We start from the raw sequence: 20,182 nt of genomic DNA on the forward strand, positions 1-20,182 counted from the left end.
ATACACAATCTCAAAAGAATTAAGGTTATGACGATTCTGGAAAAAGTAGTAACTACCATGCAGCAGTTACCCATAGATCAACAGCAGCAAGTTCTCCGTTTTATTGAGTTTCTGGCATTTGAATTGGGTAATCATCAAGTTAATCAAGATTCTGAAAACTCAAATGTCAAAAAGCCTGAAGCTTCTCCTCATGATCTATTGAGAAAATGGGAAGGAGTTATTGAAGGTGGGGTAGACGATCTTTCTTTTAATAAGAAATACATGGAAGAATATGGGCAGAAATGAATCAGCAGATAATTCTTGATACTGGTGTTTTGGTTGCTTATTTCAGGAAATCTGATCGCTTTCATCAATGGGCTGTAACTCAATGGAGACAGGTTGATTTACCTGTATTTACCTGTGATGCTGTGATTTCAGAAGCTTGTTTTCTGTTTCGTGATTTGCCTCATATTCAACAGGGAATTATTGAATTAATTGAAGGTAATGTAATCACGATCTCTTTCGATTTGCAAGGAGAAGCAAGTAATATCAGACATTTAATGAATCGTTATGAATCTGTACCAATGTCCTTTGCTGATGCTTGTTTGGTAAGAATGTCTGAACAAATACCTAATAGTGCAATTATGACTCTAGATAGCGATTTTAACATTTATCGTAAAAACCGTAATGAAGAGATTTTTGTCATTCAACCATAATCGCTTGGGTGAAGCTTTACAAAGATTCAAGGAAGCGGGTATTCGCTATCAATCGGAAGTTTCTGTTTCTGCGTAATCATGCCTTAATTAGTCCATTATTCTCTATAAGAGGTCAAAATTGAGTTGGAACTAAAATTTGAATGGGATGAAGATAAAGGTAAATTAAATCAGAAAAAACATGGTGTTTCTTTTGAGGAAGCAGCTTCAATATTTAATGATCCTTTATCTATCAACTTTGACGATCCTGAACATTCATTAGGAGAGAATCGCTATATTATAATAAGTAGGTTAGCATTGAAAATCGTCCTTATGGCAAGGCAAGAGGCACTCATGCAAGAGTGAAGAGGGTTTGGGCTATTTTACTTTTCTTTACATAGATTGGTTTTATTGTGTTCACCTACTTAGGATTATCCAATCAAGGTAGATATTTGTTTGTTTCTCATACAGATCGTGATGATAAAATCCGTTTAATTAGTGCAAGATTAGTTACACCTAAAGAAAGGAGATATTATGAACGAGAAAATACAATATGAATTAGAAGATGACTTAAAAGAAGAATATGATTTAAGTCAACTAAAAAACCCTATTCGGGGTAAATATTCTCAACGATATCAAGAAGGATATAGTGTTACTATTCATCATGAAGATGGGACAACAACAGTAGAACATTTCCCTAAACAAAATGATATAATTATCCTTGATCCTGATGTGAAACAATATTTTCCTAATTCAGAATCTGTTAATTCTACTTTAAGGAGTTTAATTAAATTAATTCCTCAAAAATAGTAAATAGCTACACCAATTTCAATCTATTTATTACTGATAGCTTGGATACTAAGTTAAAAAGACTTTAATGTTTACCTGAAACCGTTCTGCTAATTGTTGAATTTGATTTAAAGTTAATGCTTTTTCTTTGTTTAAGATAACTTTTATGGTTTCGGATGAACCAATTTCAGGTAAATCTGATAAAGTCAGTTTGTGTTCTTCCATTAAATACGCTAATACATCATTTCCGTGACAATTAGGAATAGGGTAATGTTCTATTTCATAAGCCTCAATTATCGTTCCCAAGGTATCCAATAAATGATAAAGAGGATGTTCTTCATTAGTACCAATTTCATCAAGTAAATCATTTAATCTTGAAATTGCTTGTTCATATTCTTTTTCATTACGAATTGTTAGTAAAGGAGAAATAGCATTCCAGTGGGTATTAATATCTGGGGGAAGAGTGGTTAGTTTTTCCATAGATTTTTGTCGTATTCTGAATGAGTTAAGATATAACGAATGTAAACTTTTTGGCGATTAAAGTGAATAGAAGTAATCAAGCGATATTTATTACCCCCAATATTAAACACTATTAAATCACCTACGATATCAGCACTAGGAAAAACAGAATGTAATTCATCAAAGTTTTCAAAAGTGCTGGAATTAATAAGTTTCAACCAACGACTTAACGCAGTTTCACTATCAGGATATTTTTCCCAAAATTGACGCAGGACTTTACGAGAAATAATGTGCATTACTGGATTTATAAAGCTATTATAGCAAATTTGATTATTATATGATCGTAGCTTTTACAATTATTCTAGCGACACTTGGTGAATTACCAGCATATATTTAAACCCACATTCCGCACCCTGAACTGTCACATATCAAAAAAGCCTAGCGAGTAGTACATAATAACTAAAAATCATTCGAAGGGTAAGAGGCTTAATGATAGTAAGTAGCATTAAGCTGGGCATGGAGTGAGAAAGTGGAACTTCGTAACGGGACTGAAAGAAAGAGAAAATTCGATATGATTAAAAAATTAATTGTTCACAAAAGCAAGAAATGAGAGAATCACAATAGAACAAGTAGAGGAATCTGTTGTGAAATTAAAACCCCAAGAAATAGAAATTCAAAACATAGATCATCTAGGGATAGTAGCAGGGATGATAGATTCAATCGGAATAGTAGAAATAATAAATGAATTAATAGGAGTTGAAAAAGACGAGAAAGTAAGTGCAGGTCAAGTAGTAAAAGCCATGATAATAAACGGGTTAGGATTTGTATCGAAACCCTTATATATGTTTCCCCAATATTTTGAAACAATCGCCTGTGAACATCTAATAGGAGCAGGAGTAAAACCAGAATATCTCAACGACGATAAACTGGGGAGAGTTATGGATAAACTATTTATCAAAGGATTGGATACACTATTTTTTATCATAGCCTTAAAAGCAGCACAAAAATTTGGAGTATCACTGTCAACCTCGCATTTAGACTCATCATCAATACACGTGCATGGGCAATATAATACAAGTTTACCAGAAGTAATATTTGAGAATCAAAAAGTAGGAAATAACCAAGAATTAGAAGAATTAGCAGTAAAATCACCAAAAGAGATAACCATCACCTACGGTTATTCCCGTGACCATAGACCAGATTTAAAACAATTCATCATAGAAATGATATGTTCAGGAGATGGAGACATACCAATATTTTTAAAACTAGCATCAGGAAACCAAACAGATTCATCATGCTTTGGTCAAATAGCAGTAGAATATCAAAAACAATTAGAAGTTAATAGTCTCATCGTTGCTGACGCTGCTTTATATACAGAATCAAACCTGAAAATGATGTCAGAATTACGTTGGTTATGTCGAGTACCATTAAGCATAAAAGCAGCAAAATCATTAATATCAACATTACCAGAATCAGAATTTATTGATAGTACAATACCAGGATATAAATTAGCATCAAAAACCGAAAATTATGCAGGGATAGAACAAAGATGGTTAGTAGTGCAAAGTCAAGAAAGAAGAGAATCAGACCTGCGTAAGCTCAGACAAAAAATTACCAAAGCAGAATCAAAAGCTGTGAAAGATTTGAAAAAGTTATCACAAGAGAGATTTGCTTGTGAGGCTGATGCTATCAAGGCATTATCAAAATTATCAAAACAATTCAAATATCATCAAATTAACGAAATTTTGGTTACTCAAATCAAATTTAAGACAAAAGATTCTTCAGAAGAAATATCTTACCAAATATCAGCTACAGTTTCCGAAAATGAAAGTAAAATTAATACAGAATTGCTGAGTGCAGGACGTTTTATTATTGCTACGAATGTTTTAGATTCAAATGAACTTAGCAATGATTCCATGCTGAGTGAATATAAAGCTCAACAGTCTTGTGAGCGGGGGTTCGGTTTTCTTAAAGACCCATTATTTTTTGCAGACAGTATTTTTCTCAAAAGTCCTGAGAGAATAGAGTCTCTGGGAATGATTATGGGTTTATGTCTACTGGTTTATACTTTGGCTCAACGTCAAATTAGAAATGCTCTGAAAGATTCTAAATCAACAATTAAAAATCAATTAGGTAAAGCAACTGACCGTCCTACTTTACGCTGGATTTTTCAATGCTTTCAGTGTATTCATTTAGTTGAATATAACAACGAACAACACGTCTCTAATTGGACTCAAGATAGGGATTTTATTCTGAATCTTTTACCAGATGATTGTTTTCATTACTATCAATTAGCCACTTAATTCTTCTCTCCATTAATTTAATTAATATCAGATTTAGGAGCTAATCTGTTTGATTTATTGCTCTATTTTACTATGTCTATAATTTCGTTTTTTACTTCAATTTATTAGTCTAACTTATAATCTGTATCTTGAATATCTTCATTTATTTATCTTTTTCTCCCTCTGGGTGGTGTTCATTCTTGTTGCTCCTTATTGACAATGGGTTTTGATGCCATTTTTGGTGTTTTTCTTTTTTGCCAATGTATTTTCTCGATAATATGTTATTTTTTATTCTCAATTTTATTTCTTGCCTATGTAATTCCACTCCTGTGACAGTTGGGGTGCGGAATGTGGGTTTAAACACTATTTGCGTTTTGTAATCAACACACCCAGAATGATAAATCCTAATGTGGCAATAATACTTAAAATCAAAGATGCGTAAAAAGGATGGGGTGGATTTTGTGGAGAGATAAAAGCAATAGGATGGTTTATTTTTTCAATGTTTGAGGTGATTACACCAGAAACTATCGCACCACCACCAAAACCTATACCTAATACTTGTACTGTTGTTTCTAAAGAGCGATCGCTCTTAGCTTATTCTATTTCTACTATACCACGAATCGAGTTTATAGCCTGGTCTAATAACTTTCTCCTGACGGTTTACTCCGTTTTAAACAAAACTCTACTATTTCTGGAGTATCAATAAGAGGCTTAGAAGTGTTACCAGCGCGAATGTAGAGTTCTAGTTCTAATTTTTTATCTTTACCTTTCATTAACACGATTTCATCTGACTTTCTGACATCAACTGCACAAACTATTTTACTATCTATTGTCTCAAATCGAATTGTAACTAATGACATAAAATTAGCACTAATGTACGTACAAATCAGGTGTACAATTGTCTGCTCAAATTGATCTAAAGAACGTTTAGAAAGAATAGCTAAATCTTGCTCTAATCCAAAAATATTACCATCATCTTCAACTCCAATAATTAAAGTTCCTCCTTCAGAATTGAGAAAAGCAGCAATAGTTTTAAGGACACTAAATTTTAAATCCTCATTTTTACGATTTTGTCTAACATCCCATTGCAAAGTGCTTTTGTATTCTAGTTTCGGACTTTCCGGTAATTTTATAAGTTCAGCAATTGGTTGTAAATTACCTATTTTTCTAATAGTAGTTAAAAACCGTCTTAATTTTCGTTCCTCAAGTAATTTGTCGAGGGTATCTTCATTATCTGCTGTTTCAATTACAGTTTTATTAATGACTGCAATATATTTACCCCAATAGTCTTTTTCTAAAATTTCCAGATTTTCAATTATCCACTGTTCATTGTGGACATTACCCCAGCGATTAAAATAAGTAATAGCTTCTTGGATAGAATCGTGGAGAGCATCAAAAACATTACCCCGCATGGTTTTAGAAATATAGTCCCATGCTTGCAATTTAAAAGCATTCCGACAATCTATCACATTATCATTAGCAGTGAGGATAATCACCACTGATGAAAGATTACGTGCTTTTACCTCTTCCAAAATCACAAATCCACTGTTATCTTGCTCCATTCGCATATCAGCAATTATGACATCAAAAGGATCACATAACTTTTCCGTTGCTTCAACTACACTAGAAGCAGTCTGAATCTGACGATAACCATAATCATTTAACCACTCTATAAGTTGAGTGAGGTAGCCAGAATTATCTTCCACCAATAGCAAATGAATATTTTCAGTCTGCATAATTCTATAACTTTCAGAGATTTAAAAACGACACAAAGTAAATTATACTATATTCCTAGTATAGCCTGATAGTGTGACTTATATCAAATTTAACAAAATTAACTATTTTCGCTTTTTGTATAAGGAATATAGATTTTAAATTTAGCTCCTTTACATCCAGTTTCTTGGATATATCCGTTCATCTGTGTTAATGTTTTGCGGATGATAAATAGTCCCAACCCACTACCATAACCTTCATTAGCTGTAGTTTTTAGAGGTTGAAATATCCAATCTTTTTTATCTGGGGGAATTCCTTGACCATTATCATTAAACTCAATTAATAGATATTTTTGCTCACCTGGAATAGTAGCACCACGAATTCCCGGAGGATTGATAATATCCTGTGTGGATATGGAGATGTTTAAATCTAGTTTTTTATCATTGTGTTTGAGAGAATTTTCTACTAATTCATTTAAAATACTTTTGATCTTTTCTTCATCACCATTAAACTCTGAATCACCATTTTCAACATCCAGAGTAATAGAAGCATTATCAATATGAGGGTTAGCTTCCCATTTTTCAAATAGTTTTTTGATTTTAAAATGATGATTTTTAATTTTGATACCTTCATTAATGGCCTTGAGATCATTAAGAGCAATTTGAGTAAATTCTAGTTGTGTTAATAGTTTCTCAAATTGCTTGTAGTGAGGATCATCAACAGCAAGTTTTCTCATAGCACGTCTAGTTTTAGACTCAATAATTGCTAACTGATTATTAACAAAATCAGAAATATCATGAGCAGTTTTGGAAATAATTGCTAGAATTTGCTCATATTGATCATTAGAAATAGTGGCAATTTGGGATTTTTCTAATCCTCGACGACGGTTAACTTCTTCAAGTACATCCTCAATATCATTAATAATACCTGTAAGCAGGGGATATTCTGTTTGAGAAAAACGCAAAATCCGGTAAGCAATCCCTTTGAGAATGCTAATTTCATTAGCAATTTTATGATAAATCGCTCGATTTAGTATTTCGGTGTCATTCACACCACTTTGGTAATCAGATTTGACCATTTTAAAATATTCTTCTTCACTTAAATTAAGCGTCAACATCTCCAGTGCTTGAGAATAGCGTGGTGATTCCTCAGCAATTTGTTGTAACATCTTAACAGCAGTTTCATTATAAGGATTATGAGCGAAGATACTTCTAGCACTAGATAATAATGATTTTTCTATATCATCTGAGTTAGCAATTGCTAAGTTAAAATATTTATTTCCCTGTTCTTGCAATTTAATACCATAGTAAAGTCTTCCTAAGCTGATATGAATAACATTTACATGATATTGCTGTAGGCTATCATAATCTATCGTTTGAAGTTGAGATATGGCATCTGTGTATTTACCCAACTGTTCTAGACATCTAGCGTATATAAAAGATATATAATTATTAGATTTTATTTGTAAAAATCGGCCAAAAATTTCACAAGCTTTTTTAAATTCTTTAGCATCTAATAATACTTTTCCATATTTAGTTAGAGTATTACAATATCGATCTATAGTAATAATATCATCAGATTGAAGTTGTAAAGATTGCTCAAAAATCTCACAAGCTTTTTCATAATTCCCCGATTCTGTCAATGTTTGACCATAGCTAGTTAAAGTTTTTATATCATTAGGTTGAAGTTGTAAAGACTGCTCAAAAATCTCATAAGCTTTTTCATAATTCCCCGATTTTGTCAATGCTTGACCATAGTTAGTCAAGGTTATTATATTGTTAGGTTCAATTTGTAAAAATCGTTCAAAAATCTCACAAGCTTTTTCATGATTCCCCGATTTTGTCAATGCTTGACCATAGTTAATTAAGGTTGTTAGATTGTTAGGTTTAATTTGTAAAAATCGTTCAAGAATCTCACAAGCTTTTTCATGATTTCTGGTATCTGCTAACGCTTTTCCATAGCTAGTTAAAGTTATTATATTATTAGGTTCAATTTGTAAAGACTGGTCAAAAATCTCAAACGCTTTTTCATAATTTCCTGATTCTGCTAATGCTTTTCCATAGCTATTCAATGCTATTAAATCATTGGGCTTGATTTTTAAAGAACGCTCAAAAACCTCAAACGCTTTTTCATAATTTCCAAATTCTGCTAATGCTTTTCCATAGCTATTCAATGCTATTAAATCATTAGGCTTGATTTTTAAAGAATGCTCAAAAACCTCAAACGCTTTTTCATAATTTCCAAATTCTGCTAATGCTTTTCCATAGTTACTTAAAGTTATTGTATTATTATGTTCAATTCGTAAAGACTGCTCAAAAATCTCAAACGCTTTTTCATAATTTCCAAATTCTGCTAATGCTTGTCCATAGCTATTTAAGGTTATTATGTTATTAGTTTCAAGTTGTAAACATCGCTCAAAAATTACAAAAATTTTGTCATAAAACTTTATTTTTAATAAAGCCTTAATATATGTACTTAATACTTTTACATTATTTGGTTCAATCTGTAAAGCCTTATCAAGAATATTTAATGATTGATCATAATAAGCAACCTGCAATAAAGCACTTCCATAATTTCTCAAAATACTAACATTATTTGGTGCAAGTTGCAGAGCTTTTTCAAAAATTGTTAATGCTTCTTCTACTTTATTAAGTTTTACTAGAGACTGAGCATAAATTTTCAAAGCTTCAATATTATCTGGTTCAATTTCTAAAACTTGTTGAATAATGACAATAGCTTGTTTACTGTCCCGATTCCTCAGTAAATCGTCAGCCTTGCTAATTAAAGATTGGATATCATCACTATTCATCATGGCATGGTTTATTTTTTAAATTTAAAGGAATCCAAGGAATAAATTCCCTGTCTCAAAGCGGAAGTCGGTTAGAACAGACTAGGATCTAGTTTAATTTACTGAGGGAACATTTGACAATCACATCCTGTAAATCCTCAAATCCTGGATATCCTGATTCAGACAATTATTCCCAAAAATCAACATTTAACATTGCTTCAATATCACAACTAAACGGACACGTATCAGGAAATTCACACTGTGGATAACCATTGCGGACAATTTTCAAAGCATCTGCATAAGCTTCATCAAATACTTGGCTAAAATAAGGCTTGAGACTAGGTGAATTTTTGAGTAACTTTCTGATTCCAATCCTTTGTTTAATGATTGATTCTACCCACCCACCAGGGGATCGCGGGAAGGCTGGGAGCCGCGTCTCTTTAGAGCGCGGGGGAAAGCCTACCCGTGCGGTTTTAACCGCTTCCAATATTCTCGATCATGATGCGGGTCATTAAATCTTTTCAACATTTTATTTCTCTCTAACTAATCTTTTTAAGGCTGACGAAAGACTCATTCCCCAACCTTGGGCGATATCCTCAAGTTTCTTTCTTTCAGTTTCATCTAGGTACACCGCTAGAGGTTTTTTCTTCATATACAATATTGGGTTGACATTACTGTAATACTGCCATATAATAGTTATATCGTCAATCACATCAACAAAATAAACCTGTGCAAATACGCTGGAGATTCAAGCTACAACCGAATATTGGGCAACAAGCCTTAATGTCTGAGTGGCTTGTTACTTTACGGAAACACAGAAATTATTGTTTGGCAGAACGTCAGCGCGGATTTGAAACTAATAACCAGAAATCAGACGAGTCAGTAATTTACCAATATGGTGCATTTTCAGACTTAGATACTCGTATTGAATATGGCTCTTATTGCCCTTTGACCTGCCCCGTCGTTAAGCATGGTGTAATGTCCTCTGGGTTAACAAAAAATAGTAAGAAGCATGGTTTAACCTGGGGTAGTGCGACTGATATTCAAGGCAAGAGAACAACTGAACTACGTTCTGAGTCTGAATGGTATAGCCGAATTAATTCAGATGTTTTACAAGGCAATTTAGCTAAATTAGATATTGCTTATAACGGATTTTTTCAACACAAAAGGGGTTTCCCTGCGTTTCGTAAAGCAGCCAACTTTAAAACATTTCAATTCAAGCCAGGACAAGTAAAATTAACTGTTAATCGTGAATCTAATCAGCCCCGATGCTATTCCCATGCCTACTTTCCTGGACTGGGGACTATGCGCTATTTTGATAGTCGTACTATTCCAATAGATGCTGATATTAGAACGGTGACAGTGATTAAAGAAGCTGACGGCTGGTACATGAGTGTATTACTCGAGTTACCTGAATCCCTACCTGAAGTTACAGAAATTGAAACCGTCAAATCAGCAGTAGGTATTGATGTAGGAATTAATAAATTAATTTCTTTGTCGGATGGTTCGTTTATTGAAAATCCTCAATTTGCAACTAATAAAAAAGTCCGCCGTCAATTAAGAATCAGACAGCGCCGAGTTAACCGCAAAATCAAGGGTTCTAATAATCGCAAAAAAGCTGGGAAAATAGTTGCCAAGCTACATAAAAAAATTGCAGATAAGCGAAATGATCATCAATGGAAAGCAGCCAATAAAGTTGTTAACACCGCTGAGGCAATTGTCCAAGAGGATCTAAATGTTAAGGCTATGAAGTCCCGCTGCAAACCCAAAAGGCAGCAAGGACGATTTATGGCTAATGGTCAATCTGCAAAACGTGGATTAAATCGCTCTATTTCTGATGCCAGTTGGGGCGAATTATTTTCTAAGATTGCTTGGCTGGCATTGAAGTCTGGTAAGCCAGTATTATCCGTTAATTCTAAATTTACTTCTCAAGAATGTTCGGCTTGTCATCATATTAGTAAAGCTAATAGAGATGGCGAAAAGTTCATTTGTGAAAACTGTGGTCATATTGACCATGCTGATACTCAGGCTTCTCGGACAATTTTACGAAGAGCTAATTTGAAATTCGTCAGCAACAGACGTAAAAAGCCGACGCACCAATCGTTAGTGCCTACTCCTGGACTGGGAGAAAGTAACGCCCTTTTATGCAACGATGCCGCCAGAAATGGCAAACGGCATCAGGCGGGGAACCGTACATCTAAGGTAATACCTGAAAAGCGGATATTATTCGAGCAGTTGTGTTTGCAATTATTCGATTAAGAATCCCCGTGTCTTTAGACCGGGGAGTGTCAAGATAACAATCAGGGATATGCACATAATTCCTCTTGAGAATATGTTCTAAAAGTTCTGCTAACCGATTTTCAAGTTCACGTTTATCTGAGCGACCCAAGTCCTCTATCTCCTCTATCAAATTATCAATATCTAGTCCTTCTATATCTCTATTCCGTAATTTGTGGACAATATCTTCAATCCAGAGTAAATAGTCTTGCTCATACAAAGATACTGCAATTGGTGTCCGTGTCATTGCTGTAAATCCTGTAAATGTCCTAATTCCATTTTAAGTGAAATCATTTGTAATGTTAGACAATCAACCTGTAAACTAGCAAAATCAACACAATTTAAACTCTTTTAACATTTTGCCTATTCCAAGCATATTCACTGAGTGTAGCATATAGTGATAAATCAAATCCTGTTAATCCTCAAATCCTGTTAATCCTGATTCAGACAATTACATCCTGAAAATCATCACCTGAAATCCAGGGAATAAATTCCCTGTCTCAAAGCCAAAGTCGGTTCAAACCGACTAGAATCTAATCTAATTTACCGAGGGAATACTTAACAATTACATCCTGAAAATCCTCAAATCCTGGACATCCTGATTCAGACAATTGCTAGTTTATAATTATTCCAAGTGTAACTTTTCCATTTACCAAGGAGGAATCAGTCATGAAGGGATGGGAAACTTTAGATGCTATAGAAAGACAACCTGATAAAGTAAGTGGTGCATGGGTATTTCGAGGAACAAGAGTTCCCGTTGCTGCATTATTTGAAAATTTACGTGATGGTGCAACAGTAGATGAATTTTTGGAATGGTTTCCACCTGTGCAAAGATCACAAGTTGAAGCTGTACTTAATTATGAGCTTGAAAAATTAGCTGCTTAGATATGAAAATTCTTTTTGATCAGGGAACTCCTGTGCCACTACGAAAATATTTAACAGACCATTCTGTAAAAACAGCTTATGAAGAAGGATGGTCTAATTTATCAAATGGAGATTTATTAAAAGCTGCTGAATCTCAAGGATATCAAATACTCATAACAACAGATCAGAATTTGCGTTATCAACAGAATTTGAGCGATCGCCAAATTGCAATTGTGGTTTTACTGTCGACTTCATGTCCAAAAATTAGGACACAACTTGATAAAATTTGCTCTATTATCAATACAACTGAATTTGGTGATTATCAAGAAATTTCTATCATCTAAAAATCCTCATCCTGTAAATCCTCAAATCCTGGACATCCTGATTCAGACAATTAAAAAGTCAAGTTCATTGATAAAATGATGACCTTACCACCTCCATTACAAACAGAGTTCAACGATAAACTAGAACAACATGAAAAGGAGTTAAATATGCCTTTCCTAAGCACTATTGAAGAAATGGCAGAAGAACGAGGTGAAGCAAAAGGTGAAATCAAAGGTGTTAGAAAAACCTGCCGAAACAATATTATCAAAATTCTCGCTAATAGATTTGATTCTGTTCCAGAATTGATGAGTGATTCTCTCAAGAAAATTGATGATATGACGATTCTAGAAAATCTCCTGTTATCAAGTATTAGTGTTAATTCATTGGCGGAATTGCAAAACTTAATTGATGCAGAATTACAGCAAAATCAATAATATTACCTTCCCTGATTTCTTCTATGATGAGGAAGTCAGGGATTTATCATCCGCTTAACTAAACTTAGAGGATGTTTGAAAAGTGGTATCCCGTAATTTTTATCACATTCTTACCCCCCTTTGCGCTTGTAAAGGGGGTAAACAATAAAAATCCAGTTCCCTCCCCTTTATAAGGCTATCGTGTACACACAAGTTAAATTACCCCCCTTAATCCCCCCGATGCTTTGGAGGGAAACCGAAAAAATTAGTTCCCTCCTCAAAGCATCGGGGAGAATTGAGGAATAATGGTGATTCGATAACTTGTGTGTACACCGTAGCCTTTACAAGGGGAGGGTTAGGGAGGGGTAAAATATTTGATACAGCAATCATGACTTTTCAAACACCATCTTAATATTATTAGGCGATCGCTTACCTATAAAATCAAATATAGATACTCAAAATTACCAATATATCTATTTTGGACTGGGAACAGGAAAATGATTTGTGTTTCAAATTTAAACTCTAGCTATTGTAACAATCTCTAACTGATCTTGATATTTACCTCTGCGAGTTTCATAACTAACAGCACAGGGTTCACCCTCTAAAAATAGCAATTGCACCACACCTTCATTAGCATAAATACGACAGTCAGCGCTGGAAGAATTAGAAAATTCTAAAGTAAGATGTCCTCTCCATGCCGCTTCAGCAGGTGTTAGATTAGCTATTATACCACATCTTGCATAAGTAGATTTACCAATGCAAATTACTGTAATATTGGCTGGAACTTCCAGCTTTTCCAGAGCCACACCTAAACCATAAGAATGAGCAGGTAAGATAAAATAGCTACCACTTTCATCTGTATGTAACTGGGTAGACTCTAGATTTTGGGGATTAAAGTTTTTAGGATCAATAACAGTACCGGGAATGTGGCGAAAAATGCGAAATTCAGAGCCAGAAAGCCGGATATCATAGCCGTAAGAAGAAAGTCCGTAACTAATTACAGGTTGCGGAAGCTGAGATGAATCAGGTTGCAATTTACGAATTAAACTCGATTCAAAAGGCGAAATCATGCCTTTTTGAGCCATTTCAGTAATCCAGATGTCGTTTTTAATCACAAGTTCACAGATAATTCAACCAAGTTATTACGACATCTTAATACTTAAGGTTGATGACTGCGACGAATTTCTGTAATTTGGTCTGCTACATCTAAAAGAGACTGGGGCATTTGAGAACCTGTGAGGATAATATCAACATGAGGAGGACGGTGAGAAAGAAACTCTAAAACCTCAGTTTCTGGAATTAAACCGAAATTAATCGCTAAACTCAACTCATCTAATACCAGTAAAGAATACTTACCTTCATTAACTACCTTTTGGGTATGTTGCCAAAGTTGTTGCAAAGCTTGAATTTCCGCTGCGTCCAAATCTGAAGTATTAATATAACGGGGCAAATCACAGCGAATCCAATCTAAATGTTGTCCCATTTGGGTAGGTCGTTCATGTCCTTGGCGAATCCCACCTTTGAGGAATTGGACTATTAATACTGGTGTACCTTGTCCAGCAATTCTCAGTGCTTGTGCCATCACGCTGGTAAAAAAGCTACGCTGGGAATTAGTAAAAACTTGTATCAGTCCTTCTACGGAATATGGTACGCTGAAGGTTGAATTTAGACCTGGGGTTTCTAATTGAGCAACCATAAGGCAAAGTTTAAAAACTCACTATAAATTTAATGACTTACATTTAAAGGTAAATCTTTGCTGATAGTAAAACATATAGCTATCATACAGCAGTATTTATCAGTAAGTAGATGAACACAATAAAACCAAACTGTGTAAAGAAACGTAAAATCGCTGAAAACTTCTTTACTCTTGCCTCTTGCCGCCTTGCTATAACGACAATTTTCAACGCCAACCTACTTAAAGCAGCCTGATTCCTTTGTCATCCTGGGGTAATCTAAAGGCTGTAGGCAAAAATTTTGAGGCAATTTCAATGACTTGGCAACGTCCTGACGGCAGAACCCCTGGTGAACTCCGTCCCCATAGTTTTTATCCTAATTTCACTCGGTTTGCACCTGGTTCTGTTTTAGCGAAATCTGGTGATACTCAGGTTCTGTGTACGGTTAGTGTGGCTGAAGGAGTGCCTAAATTTTTGACTGGTAGTGGGAAGGGTTGGTTAACGGCTGAATATAGAATGTTGCCTTCTGCTACCCAAAAACGCCAGGAACGGGAATTGATGAAATTGTCGGGCAGAACCCAGGAAATTCAACGTTTAATTGGGCGGAGTTTAAGGGCTGCGTTGGATTTTGAGGTGTTGGGAGAGCGAACCCTGACTGTGGATACAGATGTGCTGCAAGCTGACGCAGGAACGAGGACAATGGCAATTACTGGGGGTTTTGTGGCTTTGGCTCATGCTATTTCTCAATTATTGCAGCAGGGGGTTCTTGAGCGATCGCCTTTATGTGGACAAATAGCAGCAGTTTCTGTAGGCTTGTTGCAGGGTGAACCATTTTTGGATCTTAACTATGTTGAAGATGTAGCCGCAGATGTGGATTTTAACGTAGTTATGAATCATCAAATGGACATTATTGAAGTTCAGGGAACAGCAGAATCGGGAAGTTTTAGTCGTCAGCAGTTAAATCAAATGCTAGATTTTTCTGAACGAGGTATACAGGAATTATTAACTGCTCAAAGAAATGCTATTAGTGATTGGAATACTCTATTTGTAGCAACTTAAATTTTCATAATTCCCTAGTAAAAAAATTTAATTAGTGGCCGTAAACTTGCAACCAAAAAGAAATTTAGAACAATCTTGGATAATTCGCTATTTGTCAGTATTCCTGTTGTTCGGTCAAATTTTACTGCATTTCCTGCGCGGAAAAACCTACTATCGCAAGATATTAGAACATACAGTGACAACAGGACCAGCTTCCCTCCCTCCGGTATTATTAGTCAACGGTTTTGCGGGGATGATTTTCACGATTCAAACCGCTAGAGAATTGGTCCGATTCGGGGCTGTAGATACCGTTGGCGGTGCATTTGCTTTAGCATTTTGTCGAGAACTAGCACCAATTTTAACTGCTAGTATTATCGCCGGACAAGTTGGTTCAGCTTTTGCAGCGGAATTAGGAGCAATGCGGGTGACAGAGCAAATTGACGCTTTATATATGCTCAGAACAGACCCTGTTGATTATCTTGTCTTACCCAGAGTCATTGCTTGCTGTTTAATGATGCCTGTAATGATGATTTTTGCTGTAGTTACAGGTGTTATGGGTGGTGCTTTTGCGGCTATGCAGTTTTATCAGGTTAGTCCTGAAACATTTTTAGAATCAGTGAGAAATTTTTTATTACCATCAGATATTTTAATTATTTTACTGAAGGGGTGGATTTTTGGGGCTATAGTATCGGTTAATGGTTGTAGTTGGGGACTGACAACTCAAGGAGGCGCAAAGGAAGTGGGAGAATCAGCTACAACTGCTGTGGTAACTACTTGGGTGGCGATTTTTATTATGGATTTTGTGTTGGCGTTGCTACTGTTTGAGAAACCCTTGCTTTGACACTCCCCGGTCTAAAGACATAAGTAGTTTTGGGATTTGTTCACCTATCACCTATTTGTAGGATGATGATATTAGCATTTGTATGGTGTTGTTGCCGTCGTCAATAGGAAAATAGCGTGTCAATTCAAGAACATAAAATTACGGTAGATTCTCTAGAATGGTTTTATCGAGAAGCTGAACCGATTGGGAGAACTGATTTAATCCCTGTGTTATTTTTACATGGGATAGTTGCTCAAAGTTATAGTTGGAGAAATATTATACCTAGTTTAGCAGCACAGGGAAATAGAGCGATCGCACCTGACTGGATTGGTTGTGGATTTTCCGGTACACCAGAAAAACAGGATTTTGCTTATACTCCCGACGCATTTATCACAGCTTTAGAAGGATTTATTCAAGCTTTAGAATTAGAAAAGTTTTCCCTAGTTGTCCAAGGTTTTTTAGGTTCAGTTGGCTTACAATACGCCCTCCATCATCCTGAAAAAGTTGCTAATATTGCTATTTTAAATACCCCCATTTCTACATCAGCAAAATTACCTTGGAAAATCAAACAAATGGGTTTACCCTTTGCGGGTGATATGATTACCCAAGATCCTTTATTAGTTGATAGAACCCTAGAAGGTGGAAGTCGTTACCGCATTGAAGATGAAGATTTAGATGTTTATAGAAAACCCTTTTTGAAAAGTTCTGCCCCTGGAAGAAGTCTCCTAGCAACAATTCGCAATTTCCAACTAGAAAAAGCCATGCTAGAAATAGAAAATGGGTTTAAAGAATGGCAACAACCTATTTTAGTTCAATGGGGAATGATTGATCCTTGGTTATCTGTAGATATGGCGGAAACTTTTGTAAAATCTGTACCCAATGGGGAAATAATCAAACTTAATAATGTGGGACATTATGCCCAAGAACATTATCATGAAGTGATTTTACAAGATTTGCTCCCATTTTTCCGTCGTTCCCAATCGAATTAAATATCAACCAGTATTTCTTGTTCTCTGCTATTCTTCTTTTGTTTAAGTATTTTTAAGAAGAAGGATAGTAAAGTCAATATATTAGAGGATGTTTTAAAAATGGTATCCCGTAATTTTCATCACATTTTACCCCCCTTTCCCCTTTACAAGGGGAAAAACAATAAAAATCCAGTTCCCTCCCCTTGTAAAGGGGAGGGTTAGGGAGGGGTAAAACATTTGATACAGAAATCATGAGTTTTCAAACAACCTCTTATTGTCTGAGTTTTTAATCGGCACAATCAAAATTTTGCTTACTTATTTAAAATGATGATTGAACAACATAAAAATCAACAACACACCATTTTTTACGGTGATGCGGTTAACATTTTATTAAATCATATTCCTACCGAATCAGTAGATTTAATTTTTATTGATCCTCCTTATAATATAGGTAAGAAATTTAGTAACTTCCATGATAAATGGGAATCAGAAACAGAATATATAAATTGGTCATATCAATGGCTTAATGAATGTATTCGCATTCTTAAACCAAATGGTACAATTTATGTGATGACAAGCACCCAAGCAATGCCTTATTTTGATATTTATTTGAGACAAAAATTAACTATTCTCAGTCGGATAATGTGGCATTATGATAGTTCTGGGGTTCAAGCTACAAAATACTTCGGTTCAATGTATGAACCTATTCTTCATTGTGTCAAAGATAAAAACAATTATATTTTTAATGCAGATGATATTAAAGTTGAAGCAAAAACAGGCGCACAACGGAAATTAATTGATTACAGAAAATCAGTTCCTACCCCCTATAATACAGAAAAAGTACCTGGTAATGCTTGGTATTTTCCCCGTGTGAGATATCGCATGGAAGAATACGAAAATCATCCTTCACAAAAACCAGAGTCATTACTAGAAAGAATCATTTTAGCAAGTAGTCATAAAGGAAGTTTAATCCTTGATCCCTTTGCTGGAACTTTTACAACTGCTGCTGTAGCTAAACGTTTAGGTAGGAAATCTATCAGTATTGAACTGCAAGAAGAATATCTAAAAATTGGCTTGAGAAGGGTTTTAGAAATGGAAGAATATCAAGGAGAAAAACTATTGCCACCACAGAAAAACCATAATATCAAAAATAAAAATGGAAAAAAAGTAGATTTAGATTTTATCCAAGGGAGTATCTTTGATGAAAATACTACAGCATGATTTTACGCAAACAATAATTAATATTCTTAATAAATACTTTCCTATAGATGGAGATATTATTTTAAGGAATAGTCAATTATTACAGTATATTAATATTAAAGCTAAAGCTGCAAATCGTGGTTCAAAATCAAGATCCAGCTTTGCTAATCATTATGCTATATATGTTTTGATTGAAGATTATTTACAAAAGGAATTTCATCTTAAGAATGGCTATGAAGATTATGAAGGCGCACAATATATAAATTTATTAATGCGGCAAAGAGAGTTACCTTTTGGAAACAAACTTCAAAATCATGCTCTGAATCATCGTTTAAATGAAGAATTTAAAAAATATTTTCACACCTCAGATTATTTACCAATAATAAGAGATTCAACAACAAATAGATATTGGATTAATGAAAATCTTTTAAAAATTCAAATTGGTGAGCAAGTAATTAATATTTCTGAATCCATCAAAGATATTATTGATGCTTATATTCAAGCAAGAATGAATTCATTCAATGAATTTGTGATTTATTGTCAAAAAATGATAGAAATTCAAAATCATTCATCTGAAGCAGCAATTGAATTCATTAGAAGTTTATTAAAACCAAATATAGATGCTAGAGTATTTGAGATTGTTAGTTATGCGATTTTAAAACATTATTATGCAGAACAAAAAATATATTGGGGTTGGTCGCAAGATGAATTAAATATTGATCATTTAATTTTGTATAAAACTGGACGCACAAATGCAAATGATGGTGGGATAGATTTTGTCATGAAGCCTCTGGGAAGGTTTTTTCAAGTTACAGAAACCTTAGATACGGGAAAATATTTTTTAGATATTGATAAGGTACAAAAATATCCAGTTACTTTTGTAATCAAAACTGAGGAAGAAGTCGAATATTTACTCAATAAGATTGAGGAACAAGCAAAGACAAGATATCAAATCAAAGCTATTATTAAAAAGTATATGGAATGTATAGAGGAAGTGATAAATATTCCAGAACTAATACTTCGTTTTAATAAAGTTTTAGAATTTAAAAGAGGTATTCAAGTAATTGAAGAAATAGTTTTACAAAGTCGAGTTGAGTTTAATATGGAAGAAGAAGCTGCTGGGGATGAAGTATGATGATGCCAAATATACGGTTCACACTTCTTAACCTATCCACATCCTTGCTGCGAAATCATCTTAACCTGATAATGAGAGTAGATGCAATCATTTGTAAATTGATAAAGGTAGGTTAAAATTCATGGCGTATTCTTGGTTTAAAGCATTTCATATTGTCGGCTTTGTGGTTTGGTTTGCGGGGTTATTTTACCTAGTGCGGTTGTTTATCTATCATGTTGAAGCTAACCTTGAACCAGAACCAGCAAGAACGATACTGAAGAACCAGTATCAAATCATGGAAAAGCGTCTTTACGACATTATCACCACTCCGGGACTGTTTGTGACGGTAGCAATGGCTATTGGTATTTTATCTACCAACATGGAACTGTTAAAAGAACCCTGGCTACATTACAAATTAGGATTTGTAGCGGTTTTAATTGGCTATCATATTTACTGCGCTAAATTGATGAAGCAGTTAGCAGCGGATGAATGTAAATGGACTGGTCAAAGTTTACGCGCCTTAAACGAAGCACCGACGCTTTTATTAGTCGTAATTGTGATGTTGGCGACATTTAAGAATAACTTACCTACAGACCTCACCGCTTGGTTAATTTTTGGTTTGGTGATTTTCATGGCTGTGAGTATTCAACTCTACGCCAAAATCCGCAGACGCAATCAGGAAAAACTGACAGGACAATTAAAAGAGGAGTCAGGAGTAAAAGCTTTTTAACTATCGGTAGGGGTAAAGCAAAATCTCATTGGTGTCAACTTAACGTAAAACCTGTAGCC

25 protein-coding genes are annotated in these 20,182 nt (G+C 34.6%); 16 read left to right on the plus strand and 9 right to left on the minus strand.

What is annotated here, in order from left to right:
• Nucleotides 1-27: 27 nt before the first annotated feature.
• The 5 genes from NG743_RS03695 to NG743_RS03715 all read left to right on the plus strand — a co-directional run bounded on the left by NG743_RS03695 (nt 28) and on the right by NG743_RS03715 (nt 1,481).
• Nucleotides 28-285: a hypothetical protein gene (locus tag NG743_RS03695; RefSeq protein WP_168465924.1), complete on the plus strand. Its 258-nt coding sequence runs from the start codon at nt 28-30 to the stop codon at nt 283-285.
• Entirely contained in the window at nt 282-695 is a 414-nt protein-coding gene (locus tag NG743_RS03700; RefSeq protein WP_039202185.1) for a type II toxin-antitoxin system VapC family toxin, read from the plus strand. Before NG743_RS03695 ends, NG743_RS03700 begins: the two co-directional genes overlap by 4 nt.
• Nucleotides 696-818: 123 nt before the next feature.
• Nucleotides 819-1,037 carry a BrnT family toxin gene (locus NG743_RS03705; RefSeq protein WP_257121536.1) on the plus strand — a complete coding sequence of 73 codons (219 nt, stop codon included), beginning with the start codon at nt 819-821 and terminating at the stop codon, nt 1,035-1,037.
• A 47-nt stretch (nt 1,038-1,084) separates the two neighbouring features.
• On the plus strand, nt 1,085-1,228 hold the full coding sequence (locus NG743_RS03710) for a BrnT family toxin (protein ID WP_257121537.1): 144 nt from the start codon (nt 1,085-1,087) through the stop codon (nt 1,226-1,228).
• Nucleotides 1,206-1,481 (plus strand): hypothetical protein, encoded by a 276-nt coding sequence (locus tag NG743_RS03715; protein WP_039202187.1) that lies wholly within the window; start codon nt 1,206-1,208, stop codon nt 1,479-1,481. Before NG743_RS03710 ends, NG743_RS03715 begins: the two co-directional genes overlap by 23 nt.
• A gap of 48 nt (nt 1,482-1,529) precedes the next feature.
• On the opposite strand, the gene NG743_RS03720 is transcribed toward NG743_RS03715, so the two are convergent.
• Both NG743_RS03720 and NG743_RS03725 read right to left on the minus strand, forming a co-directional pair.
• Entirely contained in the window at nt 1,530-1,940 is a 411-nt protein-coding gene (locus NG743_RS03720) for a helix-turn-helix domain-containing protein (protein ID WP_257121538.1), read from the minus strand.
• Nucleotides 1,928-2,215 (minus strand): type II toxin-antitoxin system HigB family toxin, encoded by a 288-nt coding sequence (locus tag NG743_RS03725; RefSeq protein ID WP_027404798.1) that lies wholly within the window; start codon nt 2,213-2,215, stop codon nt 1,928-1,930. The genes NG743_RS03720 and NG743_RS03725 overlap by 13 nt, the downstream gene beginning before the upstream one ends.
• Before the next feature lie 411 nt (nt 2,216-2,626).
• Between NG743_RS03725 and NG743_RS03730 the strand changes: the two genes are divergently transcribed.
• Nucleotides 2,627-4,222 (plus strand): IS1634 family transposase, encoded by a 1,596-nt coding sequence (locus NG743_RS03730; protein WP_257122116.1) that lies wholly within the window; start codon nt 2,627-2,629, stop codon nt 4,220-4,222.
• Nucleotides 4,223-4,839: 617 nt separating this feature from the next.
• Here NG743_RS03730 and NG743_RS03735 read toward each other — a convergent pair.
• The 4 genes from NG743_RS03735 to NG743_RS03750 form a co-directional block, all read right to left on the minus strand.
• Nucleotides 4,840-5,937 (minus strand): RNA-binding domain-containing protein, encoded by a 1,098-nt coding sequence (locus NG743_RS03735; protein ID WP_257121539.1) that lies wholly within the window; start codon nt 5,935-5,937, stop codon nt 4,840-4,842.
• 98 nt (nt 5,938-6,035) lie between these two features.
• Entirely contained in the window at nt 6,036-8,726 is a 2,691-nt protein-coding gene (locus tag NG743_RS03740) for a tetratricopeptide repeat protein (protein ID WP_257121540.1), read from the minus strand.
• 163 nt (nt 8,727-8,889) lie between these two features.
• Nucleotides 8,890-9,189, minus strand: coding sequence for a DUF29 domain-containing protein (locus tag NG743_RS03745; protein WP_257121541.1), 300 nt, complete (start codon nt 9,187-9,189; stop codon nt 8,890-8,892).
• A gap of 42 nt (nt 9,190-9,231) precedes the next feature.
• Entirely contained in the window at nt 9,232-9,354 is a 123-nt protein-coding gene (locus NG743_RS03750) for a histone H1 (protein ID WP_027400631.1), read from the minus strand.
• 131 nt (nt 9,355-9,485) lie between these two features.
• Between NG743_RS03750 and NG743_RS03755 the strand changes: the two genes are divergently transcribed.
• The gene (locus NG743_RS03755) at nt 9,486-10,961 is read left to right on the plus strand and encodes an RNA-guided endonuclease InsQ/TnpB family protein (protein ID WP_257121318.1); all 1,476 of its coding nucleotides are present in this window, start codon (nt 9,486-9,488) and stop codon (nt 10,959-10,961) included.
• Here the strand turns inward: NG743_RS03755 and NG743_RS03760 are convergent.
• Nucleotides 10,900-11,226 carry a DUF29 domain-containing protein gene (locus tag NG743_RS03760; RefSeq protein ID WP_257121542.1) on the minus strand — a complete coding sequence of 109 codons (327 nt, stop codon included), beginning with the start codon at nt 11,224-11,226 and terminating at the stop codon, nt 10,900-10,902. The two genes, NG743_RS03755 and NG743_RS03760, sit on opposite strands and share 62 nt — an antisense overlap.
• Before the next feature lie 422 nt (nt 11,227-11,648).
• Here NG743_RS03760 and NG743_RS03765 point away from each other — a divergent pair, with 422 nt between their 5' ends.
• The 3 genes from NG743_RS03765 (at nt 11,649) to NG743_RS03775 (ending at nt 12,601) form a co-directional block, all read left to right on the plus strand.
• Nucleotides 11,649-11,864 (plus strand): DUF433 domain-containing protein, encoded by a 216-nt coding sequence (locus NG743_RS03765; RefSeq protein ID WP_027404792.1) that lies wholly within the window; start codon nt 11,649-11,651, stop codon nt 11,862-11,864.
• Nucleotides 11,865-11,866: 2 nt separating this feature from the next.
• A complete protein-coding gene (locus tag NG743_RS03770) occupies nt 11,867-12,187 on the plus strand; it encodes a DUF5615 family PIN-like protein (RefSeq protein WP_193963503.1) in 321 nt (106 codons plus the stop codon).
• A 75-nt stretch (nt 12,188-12,262) separates the two neighbouring features.
• The gene (locus tag NG743_RS03775; RefSeq protein WP_257121543.1) at nt 12,263-12,601 is read left to right on the plus strand and encodes a hypothetical protein; all 339 of its coding nucleotides are present in this window, start codon (nt 12,263-12,265) and stop codon (nt 12,599-12,601) included.
• Nucleotides 12,602-13,095: 494 nt separating this feature from the next.
• Here the strand turns inward: NG743_RS03775 and dcd are convergent, their stop codons facing one another.
• Together dcd and NG743_RS03785 are read right to left on the minus strand one after the other, a co-directional pair.
• Complete coding sequence (gene dcd, locus NG743_RS03780) at nt 13,096-13,665, minus strand: dCTP deaminase (RefSeq protein WP_035083368.1); 570 nt, start codon at nt 13,663-13,665, stop codon at nt 13,096-13,098.
• Between the two features lie 74 nt (nt 13,666-13,739).
• Nucleotides 13,740-14,276 carry a P-loop NTPase family protein gene (locus NG743_RS03785; protein WP_027404788.1) on the minus strand — a complete coding sequence of 179 codons (537 nt, stop codon included), beginning with the start codon at nt 14,274-14,276 and terminating at the stop codon, nt 13,740-13,742.
• A gap of 292 nt (nt 14,277-14,568) precedes the next feature.
• Here NG743_RS03785 and rph point away from each other — a divergent pair, with 292 nt between their 5' ends.
• The 6 genes from rph to hemJ all read left to right on the plus strand — a co-directional run bounded on the left by rph (nt 14,569) and on the right by hemJ (nt 20,123).
• On the plus strand, nt 14,569-15,312 hold the full coding sequence (rph, locus tag NG743_RS03790; RefSeq protein ID WP_027404787.1) for a ribonuclease PH: 744 nt from the start codon (nt 14,569-14,571) through the stop codon (nt 15,310-15,312).
• Between the two features lie 34 nt (nt 15,313-15,346).
• Nucleotides 15,347-16,132, plus strand: a complete 786-nt coding sequence (locus tag NG743_RS03795; protein ID WP_234413243.1) for an MlaE family lipid ABC transporter permease subunit — start codon at nt 15,347-15,349, stop codon at nt 16,130-16,132.
• Between the two features lie 116 nt (nt 16,133-16,248).
• Complete coding sequence (locus NG743_RS03800) at nt 16,249-17,100, plus strand: alpha/beta fold hydrolase (RefSeq protein WP_257121544.1); 852 nt, start codon at nt 16,249-16,251, stop codon at nt 17,098-17,100.
• A gap of 303 nt (nt 17,101-17,403) precedes the next feature.
• Complete coding sequence (yhdJ, locus tag NG743_RS03805) at nt 17,404-18,300, plus strand: adenine-specific DNA-methyltransferase (RefSeq protein ID WP_236630656.1); 897 nt, start codon at nt 17,404-17,406, stop codon at nt 18,298-18,300.
• Nucleotides 18,281-19,414 carry a hypothetical protein gene (locus NG743_RS03810; protein WP_027404783.1) on the plus strand — a complete coding sequence of 378 codons (1,134 nt, stop codon included), beginning with the start codon at nt 18,281-18,283 and terminating at the stop codon, nt 19,412-19,414. The genes yhdJ and NG743_RS03810 overlap by 20 nt, the downstream gene beginning before the upstream one ends.
• A 121-nt stretch (nt 19,415-19,535) precedes the next feature.
• Nucleotides 19,536-20,123, plus strand: coding sequence for a protoporphyrinogen oxidase HemJ (hemJ, locus tag NG743_RS03815; RefSeq protein WP_027404782.1), 588 nt, complete (start codon nt 19,536-19,538; stop codon nt 20,121-20,123).
• Nucleotides 20,124-20,182: the final 59 nt, after the last annotated feature.

Source organism: Dolichospermum heterosporum TAC447 (assembly GCF_024584745.1).
Classification (GTDB): Bacteria; Cyanobacteriota; Cyanobacteriia; order Cyanobacteriales; family Nostocaceae; genus Dolichospermum; species Dolichospermum heterosporum.